The sequence below is a fragment of the Rhodopseudomonas palustris HaA2 genome, assembly GCF_000013365.1.
Classification (GTDB): Bacteria; Pseudomonadota; Alphaproteobacteria; order Rhizobiales; family Xanthobacteraceae; genus Rhodopseudomonas; species Rhodopseudomonas palustris_J.
The window spans coordinates 1,632,089-1,647,955 of record NC_007778.1; the positions used below are offsets into that span (position 1 = coordinate 1,632,089).

14 protein-coding genes are annotated in these 15,867 nt (G+C 67.0%); 7 read left to right on the forward strand and 7 right to left on the reverse strand.

Annotated features, from left to right (window positions below):
- The first annotated feature begins 3 nt into the window (after nt 1–3).
- On the forward strand, nt 4–696 hold the full coding sequence (gene modB, locus RPB_RS07275; protein ID WP_011440342.1) for a molybdate ABC transporter permease subunit: 693 nt from the start codon (nt 4–6) through the stop codon (nt 694–696).
- A gap of 98 nt (nt 697–794) precedes the next feature.
- On the opposite strand, the gene rpsU is transcribed toward modB, so the two are convergent.
- The 3 genes from rpsU to purE all read right to left on the reverse strand — a co-directional run bounded on the left by rpsU (nt 795) and on the right by purE (nt 2,887).
- Nucleotides 795–1,100: a 30S ribosomal protein S21 gene (gene rpsU, locus RPB_RS07280; protein WP_011440343.1), complete on the reverse strand. Its 306-nt coding sequence runs from the start codon at nt 1,098–1,100 to the stop codon at nt 795–797.
- A 207-nt stretch (nt 1,101–1,307) separates the two neighbouring features.
- Nucleotides 1,308–2,402 carry a 5-(carboxyamino)imidazole ribonucleotide synthase gene (locus RPB_RS07285; RefSeq protein ID WP_011440344.1) on the reverse strand — a complete coding sequence of 365 codons (1,095 nt, stop codon included), beginning with the start codon at nt 2,400–2,402 and terminating at the stop codon, nt 1,308–1,310.
- A complete protein-coding gene (purE, locus tag RPB_RS07290; RefSeq protein WP_011440345.1) occupies nt 2,399–2,887 on the reverse strand; it encodes a 5-(carboxyamino)imidazole ribonucleotide mutase in 489 nt (162 codons plus the stop codon). The genes RPB_RS07285 and purE overlap by 4 nt, the downstream gene beginning before the upstream one ends.
- A 152-nt stretch (nt 2,888–3,039) precedes the next feature.
- On the opposite strand from purE, the gene RPB_RS07295 reads away from it, so the two are divergent.
- Nucleotides 3,040–3,798, forward strand: coding sequence for a GGDEF domain-containing protein (locus tag RPB_RS07295; protein ID WP_011440346.1), 759 nt, complete (start codon nt 3,040–3,042; stop codon nt 3,796–3,798).
- On the opposite strand, the gene RPB_RS07300 is transcribed toward RPB_RS07295, so the two are convergent.
- The gene (locus RPB_RS07300; protein WP_011440347.1) at nt 3,788–3,994 is read right to left on the reverse strand and encodes a YdcH family protein; all 207 of its coding nucleotides are present in this window, start codon (nt 3,992–3,994) and stop codon (nt 3,788–3,790) included. The genes RPB_RS07295 and RPB_RS07300 overlap by 11 nt on opposite strands.
- Before the next feature lie 370 nt (nt 3,995–4,364).
- On the opposite strand from RPB_RS07300, the gene RPB_RS23985 reads away from it, so the two are divergent.
- Nucleotides 4,365–4,547 carry a YdcH family protein gene (locus RPB_RS23985; RefSeq protein ID WP_011440348.1) on the forward strand — a complete coding sequence of 61 codons (183 nt, stop codon included), beginning with the start codon at nt 4,365–4,367 and terminating at the stop codon, nt 4,545–4,547.
- Nucleotides 4,548–4,862: 315 nt separating this feature from the next.
- Here RPB_RS23985 and RPB_RS07310 read toward each other — a convergent pair whose 3' ends face one another.
- Nucleotides 4,863–6,005 (reverse strand): NAD(P)/FAD-dependent oxidoreductase, encoded by a 1,143-nt coding sequence (locus RPB_RS07310; protein WP_011440349.1) that lies wholly within the window; start codon nt 6,003–6,005, stop codon nt 4,863–4,865.
- A 172-nt stretch (nt 6,006–6,177) separates the two neighbouring features.
- Here RPB_RS07310 and RPB_RS07315 point away from each other — a divergent pair, with 172 nt between their 5' ends.
- Nucleotides 6,178–8,862: a sensor domain-containing protein gene (locus tag RPB_RS07315; protein WP_011440350.1), complete on the forward strand. Its 2,685-nt coding sequence runs from the start codon at nt 6,178–6,180 to the stop codon at nt 8,860–8,862.
- A gap of 18 nt (nt 8,863–8,880) precedes the next feature.
- Here the strand turns inward: RPB_RS07315 and RPB_RS07320 are convergent, their stop codons facing one another.
- Nucleotides 8,881–10,356, reverse strand: a complete 1,476-nt coding sequence (locus RPB_RS07320) for a two-component system sensor histidine kinase NtrB (RefSeq protein ID WP_011440351.1) — start codon at nt 10,354–10,356, stop codon at nt 8,881–8,883.
- 213 nt (nt 10,357–10,569) lie between these two features.
- On the opposite strand from RPB_RS07320, the gene RPB_RS07325 reads away from it, so the two are divergent.
- From RPB_RS07325 to RPB_RS07335, 3 genes are read left to right on the forward strand one after another with little or no spacing between them, the layout of a single operon-like run.
- Nucleotides 10,570–11,715 (forward strand): ABC transporter ATP-binding protein, encoded by a 1,146-nt coding sequence (locus RPB_RS07325; protein WP_011440352.1) that lies wholly within the window; start codon nt 10,570–10,572, stop codon nt 11,713–11,715.
- Nucleotides 11,712–12,629, forward strand: a complete 918-nt coding sequence (locus RPB_RS07330; protein ID WP_011440353.1) for an ABC transporter permease — start codon at nt 11,712–11,714, stop codon at nt 12,627–12,629. The genes RPB_RS07325 and RPB_RS07330 overlap by 4 nt, the downstream gene beginning before the upstream one ends.
- Complete coding sequence (locus RPB_RS07335; RefSeq protein WP_011440354.1) at nt 12,629–13,444, forward strand: ABC transporter permease; 816 nt, start codon at nt 12,629–12,631, stop codon at nt 13,442–13,444. The genes RPB_RS07330 and RPB_RS07335 overlap by 1 nt, the downstream gene beginning before the upstream one ends.
- A gap of 293 nt (nt 13,445–13,737) precedes the next feature.
- Here the strand turns inward: RPB_RS07335 and RPB_RS07340 are convergent, their stop codons facing one another.
- Nucleotides 13,738–15,702, reverse strand: a complete 1,965-nt coding sequence (locus RPB_RS07340; protein ID WP_011440355.1) for an AsmA family protein — start codon at nt 15,700–15,702, stop codon at nt 13,738–13,740.
- Nucleotides 15,703–15,867: the final 165 nt, after the last annotated feature.

The window sequence follows — 15,867 nt, forward strand, 5'->3', positions numbered from 1 at the left end:
TGGATGATCGACGCCGTCTGGACCGCGCTGACCGACCCGGCTCTGCTGCATCCGGCGCAGCTGTCGCTGCAGATCGCGCTGATCACGCTCGGCCTGCACGCCGTGTTCGGCACGCTGCTCGCTTGGGCGCTGGCGCAGCCATCCTGGCCGGGCAGGACCCTGCTCGATGCGCTGGTGACCGTGCCGCTGGTGCTGCCGCCGATCGCGCTCGGCTTCTTTCTGCTGATCCTGCTCGGCCGCCGCAGCCCGCTGGGGCAGTGGCTGGATCAAAGCGTCGGCCTCAGCTTCGTGTTCTCGGTGGAAGGGGTGCTGCTGGCCTCGTTCGTCGCCGGCCTGCCGCTAGTGGTGAAGCCGACCGAGGCGGCGATCGCCGGCATCTCGAAAACGCTCGGGGAAGCTTCGCGCACGCTCGGCCGCGGCGAGATCGACACCTTCCTGTTCGTGATCCTGCCGAATATTCGCGGCACGCTGGTGGCGGGCCTCGTGCTCGGGACTGCCCGATCGCTCGGCGAGGTCGGCATCACGCTGATGCTGGGAGGCAATATCATCGGCAAGACCAACACGGTCTCGCTCGAAGTCTACAACGCGGTCTTCAACGGCGACTACGCGCGCGCCGCGGTGCTGTCGGCGCTACTCGGACTGGTCGCGCTCGCCGTCCTCGCGGTGATCCGCAGAAGCGGCCGGCCGGCGATCTGAGCCCGTTCGATCCGAGCCCGTCCGGGGCGCGCCCCGCACAAAAACAAAACGCGGGCACCAGGCCCGCGTTTCGAAAACCAGATCTTGAACGCGATGGATCAGCGCGGACCGCGCGGACCTGCACCGGGGCCGCCAGCGCCGGGGCCACCGGCACCCGGACGGCCACGCTCTGCGCCGAACGCCGGCTTCGGCTTCATCGGCAGCAGGCCTTCGCGCTGCAGCTTCTTGCGGGCCAGCTTGCGGGCGCGGCGAACGGCTTCGGCCTTTTCACGGGCCTTCTTCTCGGACGGCTTCTCGTAATGACCGCGGAGCTTCATCTCGCGGAAAATGCCCTCGCGCTGCATCTTCTTCTTGAGCGCCTTGAGAGCTTGATCGACATTGTTATCGCGAACGAGAACCTGCACGCGGCATCCTCTTTGACTGGTCCGATTGAAGTCTGTCGGATTTGAATTTCTGAAGCAGGCGGGGCCGAAAAACGGCCAGGCCCTCAGCCTTAAGGGCGCGGATGTATCAGATCGGGCCGCCGCTGTCCACCTCGGTTGAGGATAAGTTTTTGCGACATTGGTCGGCCGTGGCGCAGCGTTTCCGGCCGGTTCGATCATCGCGCTCGATCATCGTGGCTCGATCACGGTGACGTGGCCCATCTTACGGCCCGGCAAAGCCGTCCGCTTGCCGTAGAGATGCACCGTGGCGCCGGGAACCGTCAGCCAGCGGGCATAATCGTCGACATCGTGGCCGATCAGGTTGGTCATGGTGACGGCGCCGTGGCGTAGCGGTTCCGCCAGCGGCCAGCCGGCGATCGCCCGGATGTGCTGCTCGAACTGCGACACCGAGGCGCCGTCGAGCGTCCAGTGCCCGGAATTGTGCACCCGGGGCGCGATCTCGTTGACCAGCACGGTCGCGCCGCCGTCGCCCGGCACCACGAACATCTCGACCGCCAGCACGCCGACATAGTTCAGCGCATCGGCGATGCTGGTGGCGATCCGCCGTGCCTCGCCGGCGACGGAGTCGCTCACCGGCGCCGGCACCCGCGACACTTTGAGGATGTGGTCGCGGTGCTCGTTCTCGGTGACATCGTAGCACACCACCTGGCCGTCGGCGCCGCGCGCGGCGATCACCGAGACTTCGCGCTCGAACGGCACGAAGGCCTCGAGAATCGCCGCGCGGGTCTCCAGCTTCTCCCAGGCCGCATCGGGATCGTCGCCCTCGCGGATGATCACCTGGCCCTTGCCGTCATAGCCGAACCGCCGCGTCTTCAGCACTGCGGGCAGGCCGAGCTTGGCGATCGCGGCGCGTAGCGTCTGCGCCGAGGTGACGTCGGCATAGGCGGCGGTGCCGATGCCGAGGCCGGTGACGAAATCCTTCTCGGCGAGGCGATCCTGGGTGGTCTCCAGGATCTTGTAGTCCGGCAGCACCGGCTTGCGCGCCGCCAGCACCAGCGCCGCCGAGGCCGGCACGTTCTCGAATTCATAGGTGATGACGTCGACGTCGGCGGCGAACATCTCCAGCGCCTCGACATCGGCATATTCGGCGCAGACGGCGTTCTGCACCACGTCGAAGGCCGGCGAATCCGGGTCCGGCGAGAACACATTGCAGCGCAGGCCGAGCCTTGCTGCGGCCATCGCCAGCATCCGGCCGAGCTGGCCGCCGCCGAGAATGCCGATGGTGTCGCCGGGTTTGAGCACTTGCCGAGCGGGACCGGTCACGCCGCGCCCTCCGGCCGGGCGGCAATTCCATCGGTCTGTTGTTTGCGCCAGGCGCTCAGCCGTGCCGCCAGCGCCTCGTCGGTCAGCGCCAGCACGCTCGCCGCCAGCAGCGCCGCATTGACCGCGCCGGCCTTGCCGATCGCCAGCGTGCCGACCGGAATGCCGGCCGGCATCTGCACGATCGAATACAGCGAATCCACGCCCGACAGCGCTTTCGACTCGACCGGGACGCCGAACACCGGCAGCTCGGTCAGCGCCGCGGTCATGCCGGGCAGATGCGCCGCGCCGCCTGCGCCGGCGATGATGACCTTGAAGCCGGCCGCTTTCGCGCCCCTGGCGAAGCCGTAGAGGCGGTCGGGGGTGCGGTGGGCGGAGACGATCTGCGCATCATGGGCGATGCCGAGCGCGGTCAGGGTGTCGGCGGCATGCCGCATCGTGTCCCAGTCCGACTGGCTGCCCATGATGATCGCAATGGGGGCTGTCATTCGAGCGATTCTTTCGAGAATCCAGAAGCATAAGCGGGGGAATATAGGGATCGCCGCGGCCTCGGCCAAGGCGTCGGGAATGCACTATCCTTTCTTGGTGAAGACCGGCAAGTGTTGTGCTGTGTGTTGTCGTGTTTCTCGCGCGGATTCTGATGAAAAAGACGCCTCCCCGATCTCCAAAGGCATCCCGGACCGGCCACAGGCCCGCGGCACGGCCCGTTGCCGGGAAGCGCCCGCTGGCGGCGTCCGGTCCGACCAAGGCGCTGCTGGTGAAGGCGCTTCCGGTCAAGGCCATGCCGCGCGCGCGCGTCGGTTCCGGCCGGCTGCCGGCGGACGCCCAGGGGAAGATCCGGCGGCTGAAGGCGCAGCTCGCCGCGGCGCTGGCGCAGATCGACGAATTGCGCGCCTCCGCCGAGACCGATTTCCTGCTCGGCATCTCCAATCGCCGCGGCTTCGAGCGCGAACTCGCCCGCGCCCTCGCTTACATCAAGCGCTACGGCGCCGGCGGTGCGCTGATCATGCTCGACGTCGACCGGCTGAAGCCGGTCAACGATACTTACGGTCACGCCGCCGGCGACGTCGTGCTGAAAGCGGTGGTCGACGCGCTGCTCCGCCATGTCCGCTCGTCCGATCTGATCGGCCGGCTCGGCGGCGACGAGTTCGCGCTGCTGCTGTGGAACCTCGGCGAGGCCGACGCCCGGCTCAAGGCCGCGGCGCTGGAGCAGGCGGTGGATCAACTCGCGATTCAATACGGCGCACACACCGTCACCGCCGGAATCTCCGCCGGCGTGGCAATGCTGACGGCGGACATGGATGTGGTGGAAGCGCTCGCCGTCGCCGACCGGGCGATGTACGCCCGCAAGGCCGAGCGTCACGCGCTGTCGGGGCAGCCGGAGCCGCTCAGGCGATGATGTCGGGCGTGATCTGATCTTCGATGAAGGCGATGCGGTCGCGCAGCGCCAGCTTGCGCTTTTTCAGCCGCTGCAACCGCAGCAGATCGGGCGCCGGTGAATGATGCAGAGCCTCGATCGCCGCATCGAGATCGCGGTGTTCCTGCTGCAGCTTCGCGAGCTCGGCCCCGAGCTCGCCTTCGTCTTCGTCGGTCATGACCAGAAACAGCTTGAGTCGGATCGCTGAAGCGCGAACCGCCGCGGGGAATGAAGCATCGATAGCGGGATTATCGCCTCTGCCAGCCTTGCGAGCAAGCGGTGCGGCTCGGCCGTTCGTCGAACCCGACCTTCGACGGGGAATGATTTCGAAGGCGTTAATGATCGGCGCGGGCAGGGTCGGCAATACGCAAAAAGGCGACATCGCGGCAGACCGATGGCGCCGATGTCGACCCGGTAGGAACACGAATCGCTTCGGCGGATCGAGTAATTGTGACGCACGTATTTCAAAGCTACTCGACAGCCGTCATGAGAGATGTACACTCGTACGTCCGGATGGAATCTAGTCTCACTCACAGAGGAGGTTTCGTATGGCACTTCAGGCGCATCTCGTTGAACTGGAACGAAAACACAAAGTTCTGGAATCCGAACTGCACGACGCGCTCGTCCATCCCTCCACGGACGATCTGCGCATTGCCGAGCTGAAACGCCGCAAACTCATGGTTCGAGACGAAATCAACCGGCTGCGACAAGTCTCCAGCACACTCCACTGAAACACGCTGCACTGACAGCTCCTGTCGCAAGGCAATGGAGCTCGCCGCCGTCCTCTCGCACGTGACGGTATAGCGATCAGGTTGCGGGTATCCAGTCGGCGCCGCCTATCCGGGACGCATATGCGTCGGCGCCAAGACTGGCCCCCCACCTGAGAGGCGGAACGTCGAGGCGGAAGGTTGTGTGGCCGATCGAACGCCTCGTGGGTGTGGAAGCGCGCAGCGCAGTCCTCGGACGTATCCGGGAGCGCAGAGATTGTCGGGCGCCTGAGTTGAATCGCTCAGGTGCGGGCCGCCACACAGGCCGATGCATTGTGCCTACGCACTTGCCGCCACATCAGCCGACAAACCGGCCGACACATTGTCGGACAACTGGGCGACGTCCTCGGCGATCGCCAGCGACGCGGTCAGTCCCGGCGATTCGATGCCGAACAGGTTGATCAGCCCGGCGACGCCGTGGACATCCGGTCCCTGGATGACGAAGTCCTGCACCGCGACCGCAGGCGGCACGATCTTCGGCCTGATCCCGGAATAGCCCGGCGCCAGCGCCCCGTCCGGAAGGCCCGGCCAGTATCGGCGAATCGCCGGATAGAACCGCTCCGCCCGCGCCGGATCGACCACGTAGTCGACGGTGTCGATCCATTCGACGTCCGGGCCGAACTTGGCCTGTCCCGCCAGATCCAGCGTCAGATGTACGCCGAGCCCGCCGGGCTCGGGCACCGGATAGATCAGGTGTGAGAACGGTGCCCGCGCATTGCAGGTGAAGTAATTGCCCTTGGCGAGATACGCCGACGGCACCAGCGCAGCCGGCATCGGCGTGATCGCGCGCGCCACCGCGGGGGCCGCGAGCCCCGCGGCATTGATCAGCAGCCGGCAGCCGAGCGTCATCGGCGCCTCGCCGCCGACCTCGAGCGCGAAGCCGCCGGCCTCCGCCGTGGCCCGCAGCAGTGGTGCGTGGAAGGCGAACGCCGCGCCGGCCGCTTCGGCGTCGCCGCACAGCGCCAGCATGTAGGCGTGGCTGTCGACGATGCCGGTCGAGGGCGACAGCAGCGCGGCGACGCAAGTGAGCGCCGGCTCCATCGCGCGGGCTTCGGCGCCGTCGAGCGCGCGCAGATCGTCGACGCCGTTGGCTGCGGCGTGGGCGCGGATCGATGCCAGCTTCTCGGCTTCCGCCGCTGTGGTCGCCACGATCAGCTTGCCGCATTGCCGATGCGGCACACCGTGGTCTCGACAAAACGCATACAGCGCCCGCCGGCCGTCGACGCAGAGCCGCGCCATCAGGCTGCCGGCGCGATAATAGATCCCGGCGTGGATCACCTCGCTGTTGCGCGACGAGGTGCCGGTGCCGATCCCCTCGGCGGCTTCCAGCACGATGACTTCGCGTCCCGCTTGCGCCAGCCGGCGCGCGATCGCGAGCCCGACCACGCCGGCGCCGACCACGACGCATTCAACCTGTTCCATTGTCCCTCGGTCCCCGAACGGGCGCGAGCCCGAAAGCGCCGTGTTATCGCGGCATTAACCATCACAGGTCAATTGATGAAATTCAGGTCAATAGCCACGCAATGCGGCAGCCACGTTTACGCGTTTCGAACAGCTCGCACGTGAGACTCCAACGGCAATTTTCTGGTGTTTCATGGCTTTGAGCATTGTGAAGAAAGGGGCCGGGGCAGCGGAGGTTGTGGCGGCGGCTTTGCTTCTCGCGTCCGGCGAGATTGCGCAGGCCTCCTCCAGCTTCGCGCCGACCAGTTACATTGGTGGATTCGACCCCGAACTGATCTGGGAAGTGCTGATCGGCGGCTTCGTGCTGGCGTCGTTCACCAGCGCCATCGCACTGTGGGCGACCGCGATGCTGCGCAAGCAGCGCCGTCTCCAGCGCCGCAAGAACATGCTGGTCGACTCGGTGCTCAACAAGCTGCAGCAGGGCGTCGTCATCGTCGACGCCAGGAACCGGTTGGTGTTCTGCAACGATCGCTATCTCGAGATGTACGGGCTGCAGCGCTCCGATGCGCCGTACGGCATTCCCGGCGGCGATCTGCTTTCGCTCCGCCGCGCCCGCGGCACGCTCGATGTCAGCAACGAGGAGTTCCTGCGTAACGCCAGGATGCCCGAAGGCTATATCGGCGAACTGCCGGACGGTCGCTTCGTGCAGGTGAAGTTCTCGGCGCTCGCGAACGGCGGCATGATTTCGACCCACGACGATTGCACCGAGCTTCGTCTGCTCTCGAAGCAGCTCGTGACCACCAAGCAGTTCCTGGAATCGGTGATCGATAACATCCCGGTCTGCGTCGCGGCCAAGAACATCGAAGACGGCCGCTACATCCTCGCCAATCGCGCGTTCGAGAAATTGTCGGGAATGCCGCGCGACCGGATCATCGGCGCGACCGCCGAGGAAATCTACTCGCCGCGCACCGCCACCGCGGTGCAGGATGTCGATCGCCTGGCGCTGGATGCCGGCAAGAAGGGATTCCGCACCGAGCTGACCGTCGAATTCGGCCGGCGCGAACTGGTGCTGGAGACCGATCGCGTCGTCGCCTACAACGATCGCAACGAACCGGAATTCATCATCGCGCTGTTCGAGGACATCACCGACCGGCAGGTGCTGGCGCGCGAGCTCGACAAGACGCGGAAGTTCCTCGAACTGGTGGTCGACAACATTCCGGTCGGGCTCACGGTGCAGAGCACCAGCAGCGGCCGCTATCTGCTCGCCAATCGCGGCGCCGAGATCATCCTCAATCGTCGCCGCGAGGACGCCATCGGCCTGACCTGCGGCGATATCTTCAACCCCAAGGAAGCCAGGCTGATCCGCGAGCGCGACGAACTCGCGGTCCGCAAGGGCGACCTGATGGTCGAAGAGCATCCGATCAGCACCCGGAACGGCCTGCGCCTGTTCGTGACCCGCCGCATCACCGTCGCCGACGAGGCGGGGGCGGAGAGCTATCTGATCAAGACCCATGTCGACGTCACCGATCGGCGCCAGACCGAAGCGCGGATGGCGCACATGGCGTATCACGACGGCCTGACCGACCTGCCGAACCGCACCTCCTTCCTGAAGTCGCTGTCGCAGATGATCGAGGCCTGCGACGCTGCGGTGGACGAGTTCGCGGTGCTGTCGGTCGATCTCGACGGGCTGTCCGAGATCAACGATGTGTTCGGCCACGCCATCGGCGACCAGCTGCTGATCGAGGTCGCGTCCCGGATCGAGCAGGCGTCGCAGGGCGGCGTCGTGGCCCGGCTCGGCGGCGACGAATTCGGGCTGCTGATCGACGGCCCGCAGCCGGAAGCGGCGCGCAGACTCGCCGAGCGGGTTTCCAAGGCGCTGGCCCGCGACTTCGAGATCGACGGCAAGACGGTGCGGACCGGAGCCACCACCGGCATCGCGCTGTTTCCGCGCGACGGCAGGGACGCGGCCTCGCTGCTCGCCAATGCCAGCGCGGCGTTGTTCCGCGCCAAGGCGCATGCGCGCGGCTCGATCGGCCTGTTCGCCCCCGAAATGGATATGCAGATCCGCGACCGCAGAGCGCTGCATCAGGATCTGTCGAACGCGATCCGTAACGGCGAGTTGTCGCTGTACTACCAGCCGCAGGCGGCGAGCAAAAGACAGATCGGCGAGGGCGACATCGTCGGCTTCGAAGCGCTGGCGCGGTGGCGCCATCCGACGCGCGGTTTCGTGCCGCCGGGCGAGTTCATTCCGCTGGCGGAAGAAAGCGGGCTGATCGTCGAGATCGGCGAGTGGATCTTGCGCGAGGCCTGCCGTGAAGCGGCGTCGTGGCCGAAGCCCTTGCAGATCGCGGTCAACCTGTCTCCGGCGCAGTTCCTCAACACCGATTTGGTCGCGACCGTGCATCAGGTGCTGGTCGAGACCGGGTTGCAGCCGGGCCGGCTCGAGCTGGAAATCACCGAAGGCGTGCTGATCGACGATTTCGATCGCGGCCTGGCGCTGCTGCGCCGGCTGAAGACCCTCGGGGTCCGCGTCTCGATGGACGATTTCGGCAGCGGCTATTCGTCGCTGACCTATCTGCAGGCGTTCCCGTTCGACAAGATCAAGATCGACCGCGCCTTCATCATGCATCTCGGCCGCAACGTCCAATCGGCGGCGATCGTGCGGGCCGTGATCGGCCTCGGCCACGGCCTCGGCGTCTCGCTGGTCGCGGAGGGCGTCGAGACCCAGGAGCAGCTCGATTTTCTGGTCGACGAGGGCTGCGATGCCGTGCAGGGCTATCTGATCGGGATGCCGGCGCCGATCGATCAATATCCGGTTCTGGTCGGCCTCGCGCCATCACCGGACCCGATGCCGGCGCGCGCCCGCCAGGTCAGCTGATCGGGGCGCTTTCGCCGCTCACGCGCCCGATGGTGCCGCGTCGCCGTCGGACGGTGTCGGGTTCGCCAGGGGCAGAAACAGCCGGATCGTGGTGCCGACGCCGGGCTGGCTGTCGATCGTGACGTGCCCGTCGGACTGTTTCACGAAGCCATACACCATGCTCAACCCCAGTCCGCTCGCGGTGCCGAATTCCTTGGTGGTGAAGAACGGCTCGAACGCCTGGCCGCGGACCCGTTCGCTCATGCCGACGCCGTTGTCGGTGATCTCGACCACGCCGTAGCGGCCGGGCCGGACCTGGTCCTGCCGGTCGCCGAACACGACCAGGCCGGTGACGATCGCGATCCGGCCGCTGTCGTCCGCGACCGCTTCCTGGGCGTTGATCAGGATGTTGAGGATGGCGGATTCGAGCTGCAGCCGGTCGGCGCGGACGAGGGGCCGCGCCGGCTCCAGCACGGTCCTGATCTTGACGCCGCGACGCGCGGAAGCCGCTCCGATCTGGGCGACCGACTGCACCAGCCAGTTCAGATCGACCGCCACCGGGGCGAGGATCTGGCGTCGGCCGAACGCCAGCAAACGCTGGGTCAGTTCGGCCGCCCGGTCACCGGCGCTGCTGATATGCTCGGCCAGTTGCCTCAAATCCTCGTGCGGCTCGAGCTGCTCGCGGAGCAGCTCGGCGTTGCCGACGATCACGGTGAGCAGGTTGTTGAAGTCGTGGGCGATGGCGCCGGACAACCGGCCGACGGTCTCGAGCTGCTGCGCCTGCGCCAGTCGCTCCGTCATCGCCCTGTTCTCGGTGATGTCTTCGAAATAGATGGTGATTCCCCCGATCTCGCCGCGGCTGTCGCGCCACGGCGCCACCTCCCATCTGACCCATCGCTTCACGCCGTCGGCGCGATCGTGGCAGTCTTCGTTGTTGCGCACCACCTCGCCGGCGAGGCCACGCCGATGCGCTTCCCGCCACTCCTCGCGAATGTTCGGAAACACGTCGTAGTGCAATCGGCCGATGACGGATTCGGTCGGGTGGAAGGCGGACAGCCAGCGCGTGCTGGCGGCGAGATAGCGCATGTTGCAGTCGAACATGGCGATCGCGGCGGGCACCCCCTCGACGAAGCGGCGGAGCTGCCGCTCGCTTTCGCCGATCTCGGCGGCTTCGATCAGGCGGGCGTGAAACACGCGCATCGCCTGGGCCATCGCGACGATGACGATGCAGCCGCACAGAAAGACGACGAGCCCGAGCAGGTTGTCAGCGCGGCCGAGCGAAGCAACCATGAGTTGCGTCGATGCCGTCGCCACGATCGTCGCGGTCACTCCGGCCGCAGCGCCGCCGAGCATGGCGGCGGCGGCGACGGCGGGGTACAGGGTGACGAAGGTGAGGCCATCGCCGAGCGAATCGTGCAGGGCGACCCGGATGGCGATCCCGGCCAGCACGATGCACAGCGCCAGGCCGATCCGCCACCATCGCGATTGCGCGTAGCAGAAGCCGATGAGCTCCATCAGTTTGTCTATCGCCGGATGGCGATGAGACCTGTAATGGGAGGAGCGATCAATCAAGGTAATTCATCTGCGGCCGGCTGCGGGCTGCGTTTCGAATCTTGGATGCTGGCCTAGCTTTGGCACATCGGAATCCTGTGCACAACGTGGTGAATAGTAGCCGGACGACCATGCGCGAATTGAGTAGTTGGTGCGTCTACGGTGTAGGTTCGACGGATGATTGAAGCATTGTCGCGGGCGACCGCCCAAACTGATACCAATCCGCCGCTGTTGCGGATCGAGGCGGTCGCGAAGCGGTTCGGCGGCTACACCGCGGTCGATCGGCTGTCGCTGGAGATTGCGGCCGGCGAGTTCTTCGCGCTGCTCGGACCGAGCGGCTGCGGCAAGACCACGCTGCTGCGCATGCTGGCGGGATTCGAGACGCCCGACAGCGGCCGCATCCTGCTCGACGGCGAGGACATCGCCGCGGTGCTGCCGCATCGGCGGCCGGTCAACATGATGTTCCAGAACTACGCGTTGTTCCCGCATCTGTCGGTGGCCGACAACATCGCCTTCGGTCTGAAACGCGCCGGCCTGCCGCGAAAGGAGATCAAGGCGCGCGTCGCCGAGATGGTGGCGCTGGTGAAGCTCGATGGCCTGGAGAAGCGCAAGCCGGATCGGCTCTCCGGCGGTCAACAGCAGCGCGTGGCGCTGGCGCGCGCATTGGCGCGGCGGCCGCGGCTGTTGCTGCTCGACGAGCCGATGGCGGCGCTCGACAAGAAGCTGCGCGAAAGCACCCAGCTCGAACTGATCGCGCTGCAGAAGCGGCTCGGCACCACCTTCATCATCGTCACCCACGATCAGGACGAGGCGATGACGGTCGCCGACCGGATCGGCGTGATGCGCGCCGGCCAGCTCGAACAGGTCGCCGGCTCGCGGCAGCTCTACGAGACCCCGGCGTCGCGTTGGGTCGCGGAATTCGTCGGCGACGTCAACATGCTCGACGGCACGATCACGTCGCGCGACCACGGCCGCCTCACGGTCGCGGCGGGCGGCGCGGGAAACGTCACCGCCGCAGCGCCCCGTCAGCCGGTCGAGGCGACCGCGATCAGCCTCGCGATCCGGCCGGAGAAGATCAAGCTGTCGCGCCGCGGGCCCGCCGCCGACAGCGGCCATGCCGACGCGATCAACCGGCTCGACGGCGAGGTCGTCGAGGTCGGTTACTATGGCGGGTTGACCAGCTACCGGGTCAGGCTCGACACCGGCGCCACGCTGCTGGCGAAGATGGCCAATACCACGCGGCTCGACGTCGACGCCTATCGCGCCGGCGAGCACGTGGTGGCGTGGTTCTCGCCCGACGATTGCGTGGTGCTCGACCGATGAGCGGCGCACGCCGGATCTTCACGCGCCCGGCGCGGCTTGCGGTGATCGCGCCGTATCTGTGGCTGGTGCTGTTCTTCCTGGTGCCGTTCGGCTTCGTGGTGAAGATCAGCCTGTCGCAGAGCGCGATCGCGCAGCCGCCTTACGTTCCGGTGTTCGATCTCGCCGCCGGCTGGGACGCGCTCGCCGCGGCGTTCGCGGCGCTGTCGCTGGACAATTTCCGGCTGCTGATCTCCGACAATCTCTATGTGCTGTCCTATCTGCGCAGCCTCACCGTCGCCGCGGTCTCGACCGCGATCCTGTTGCTGATCGGCTATCCGATCGCCTATGCGATGGCGCGACTGCCGCGCGGCTGGCAGCCCTTCGCGATGATGCTGGTGATCGTGCCGTTCTGGACCTCGTTCCTGATCCGGATCTACGCCTGGATCAACATCCTGCAGCACGACGGCCTGCTCAATCAGACGCTGCTGGCGCTGCATCTGGTGTCGGCGCCGCTGGTGTGGCTGTCGACCGACACCGCGATGTATATCGGCATCGTGTATTCCTACCTGCCGTTCATGGTGCTGCCGTTGTATGCGACGTTGGCGAAGCTGCCGCAGGCGCTGAACGAGGCCGCCGCCGACCTCGGCTGTTCGCCGCGCCGGGCGTTCTGGCTGGTGACGTTTCCGCTGTCGCTGCCCGGCATCGGCGCCGGCGTGCTGCTGTGCTTCATCCCGATCGTCGGCGAGTTCGTGATTCCGGATCTCTTGGCCGGCTCCGCGTCGCTGATGATCGGGCAGACGCTGTGGCTGGAGTTCTTCACCAACCGCGACTGGCCGGTGGCCTCGGCGATCGCGGTGGTGCTGCTCGGCGTGCTGTTGCTGCCGCTCCTGATCTACGAGCGGCTGCAGCGGCGGCAGCTCGAAGGAGAGCGGTGATGGCCGCGCGCGCCGCCCGCCTGTCCCGCTTCAACCTCGTGTCGCTGACGCTGGGACTTGCGTTCCTGTATCTGCCGATCGTCATCATGGTGATCTACTCGTTCAACGATTCGCGCCTGGTCACGGTGTGGGGCGGCTGGTCGCTGCGCTGGTATCGCGAATTGTTGCAGGACGAGGCGATGCTGGCGGCGGCGTGGATGAGCCTGAAGGTGGCGCTGGCGTCGGCGACCGCGGCGGCGGTGTTCGGCACGCTGGCGGCGGTGGCGCTGTCGCGCGCCGGGCACTTTCGCGGCTGGACGTTGTTCTCCGGGATGCTGTATGCGCCGCTGGTGATGCCGGAAGTGATCACCGGCCTGTCGCTGCTGCTGCTGTTCGTGGCGCTGAATGCCGAGCGCGGCTTCTGGACGGTAACGATCGCGCATACCACGCTGACGATGTGCTTCGTCGCGGTGGTGGTGCAGTCGCGCCTGCACGCGCTCGACCGCAGCGTCGAGGAGGCGGCGATGGATCTCGGCTGCGGCCCGGTCGAGGCGTTCTTGCAGGCCACGGTGCCGCTGATCTGGCCGGCGATCGCGGCCGGCTGGATGCTGGCCTTCGCGCTGTCGCTCGACGATCTGGTGATCGCCAGCTTCACCACCGGCCCGGGCTCGGCGACGTTGCCGATCCGGATCTATTCGGAGATCAGGCTCGGCGTGAAGCCGCAGATCAACGCGGTCTGCACCCTGATCATCGCGGTCGTCGCGCTGGCGATCGTGCTCGCCTCGCTGGCGTCGAAACTGTCGCGCGCCAAGGCCGACAGCGCCGCGCCGATGTGAGGCGCGATGTGACGCGCCTGCTCTCCGTCATAGCGAGAAGGCGAAGCCGACGAAGCAATCCAGAGGCGCCATGCACGGAGCGCTGGATTGCTTCGCTGCGCTCGCAATGACGGGAGAATGGCAGTCCGCGCGCGAACGATGGGGCTGCAAGGATGCACACCGTCATCCTGAGGTGCGCGCCCTTGCGCGCCTCGAAGGATGGCCGCAAGGCGCCTTGCGCGCAGCCGCATCCTTCCAGGCTCGCCGAAGTCGGCGAGTTCCTCAGGATGACGACTCCACAAACAGCGAACTGATTAGTTCGCCTTCGGTTGCGCGTCCGGCGCGGCTGCGGCGGGCGCCGCCGGCGACTCCGCCGCGGCGTCCGGCTCGGGCCTGCGGCCGCCGCCGGTGATGCGTTCCAGCACCGAGCGGACCGCGTCGCGGGTCTTCTTGTCCTTCACCGAATCGAGCAGCGGCGCCGAGGCCGGCGAACGGCGGATCAGGCTTTCCGGATCGGGAAAGATCAACGGATCGTCCCACGGTCCTTCGACGATGAACGGCAGATTGAAGCCGGGCGCGCCGGGCGTATTGGCCAGGCTGGCGACGCCCTTGAGGTCGTATTCGCGTGACGGCACCGAGGCGGTGCCGGTCAGCGAGATCCGCGCGGTCGGTCCTTCGATCCGGATGTCGTCGGCGGTGGCGACGCCGTCGCTGAAGCGGACCGCGATGTTGAGCGTCGTGAACGGCGTCTTGCCGTTGCGGAAATTGCCGCCACCCGACAGCGGCCGGCGCTCCAGCCGCTTCAGCAATTGCTCGACGTTGAAGCCGGTGATGGCGCCGTCATGGCCGGTGAGCAGCGCCGAGCCGTCGAGCGATTGCGCCAGCCCGAACGGGCTCGATCCGGACGCCTCCAGCGCGATCGAGAGATTGCCGCGGCCCGACAGATTGCGCACGCCGAGCAGGTCGGCGGCACAGGCTTCGAGGTCGACGTCGTTGAACTGGAACTGGGTCTTGATGTTGGCGATGCTGTCGCGCCGGGTGACGCCGAGCGTGCCGCGGACGATGCCGCCATAGACCTGCGCCTCGCCGACGCTGAGCGCCAGCGCGCCGCCGCGCAGATTGGCGCTGAGCGCGGTGCGGCCGAGCGTCGAGGAGCCGAGCGTGACCTTGGCGGCGGACAGCCGCACGTCGAGATCGACCGGGTTGGCGGCGCCGAGGTCGAATAATTGCCGGTTCCAGTCGCGCGCGCCGCTGGTCAGCAGCCGGATGGTCGACAGGTAGGGCGTGACGTCAATCATGCCGGCGGCGAGCGTCGCCTGCAGGCCACGATGATTGCCGGCGATGGTGTAGGTCATCACCCCTTCGGCGACGTTCTTGTCCAGTTCGATATTGACATTGGTCAGGGCGATCGCCGGCCCGACCAGATTGGCGCGCGCCTTCATCGCGAAGCGGCCGAAGCCGCCGGCGCCGGGCGGCTCCTGGCCGGCCCAGCGCAGTGCGTTGCGCAGCGAGGCACTGTCGGCGCTGAGCGTGCCTTCCAGCACCAGGCTGGATTTGTTGGCGATGGCGCCGTCGAAGGCGAGCTTCAGCGGCGCGCCGGCGAGCCGCAGCTTCAGCCCGGAGCGCTCGCCCGCCAGCGCCGCGATGAAGTCGCCGACGCTGATGCTGCCGTCGAGGCGTTCGCCGCGCCAGTCGAACTGGCCGGCGGCGGCGAAGGTGCGGGAGATCGACGGCCACGCCAGCGACAGATCGATGTCGGAGAGGGTCTCGCTGATCTGGCCGGCGGCGTCGCGATAGCTGAGCACGCCGTCCTGCAGCCGGATCTCGGAGAACGACACCTGGTCGTCGAGCCCGGGCTTCATCGTCCGCGTCAGGCTCTTGATGAACGGCGTCCAATTGCTACCGCCGTCGGCGTCGCGGACGACGCGAATGGTCGGCCTGATCAGCGCGATGTCGGCGATTTCGAAGCGCCGCAGCAGCAGCGGCAACAGCCGCAGATTGGCGGTGAGCGTTTCGACGCCGAGCGCGCTGTCGGCGTCGCCGTCGTCGCTGCCCTTCAGCCTTACCGCCTTGAAGGTGACGTAGCTGAGCGGAAAGATCGCGATCTCGATATCGCCGTCGACCGCGAGTTCAAGCCCGGTCGCGGCGCGCAATTGCGTTTCGACCGCCTGCCGCATCGCGCCGCGGTCGATCAGCAGCGACAGCGCCAGCGCGCCGATCACGGCGAGCGCGATCAGCGCCGCAACCGATATCCCGAGGCGCTTGATTCCTTGGGCCATCGCCAGTGAATGTCCGGATCGAAGGAGGGGGATGAGGGCGGGGCCAGCCGGCCCCTGTTCGCCGCAACTTGATCGGTTTTCTTGTCTCTTTCAAGGCCTTCCGGGCCGCAGCGTGTCGGCGCAATTGACGGCCAGCGCCGATTTTGCTGAATAGACCCACTCGCA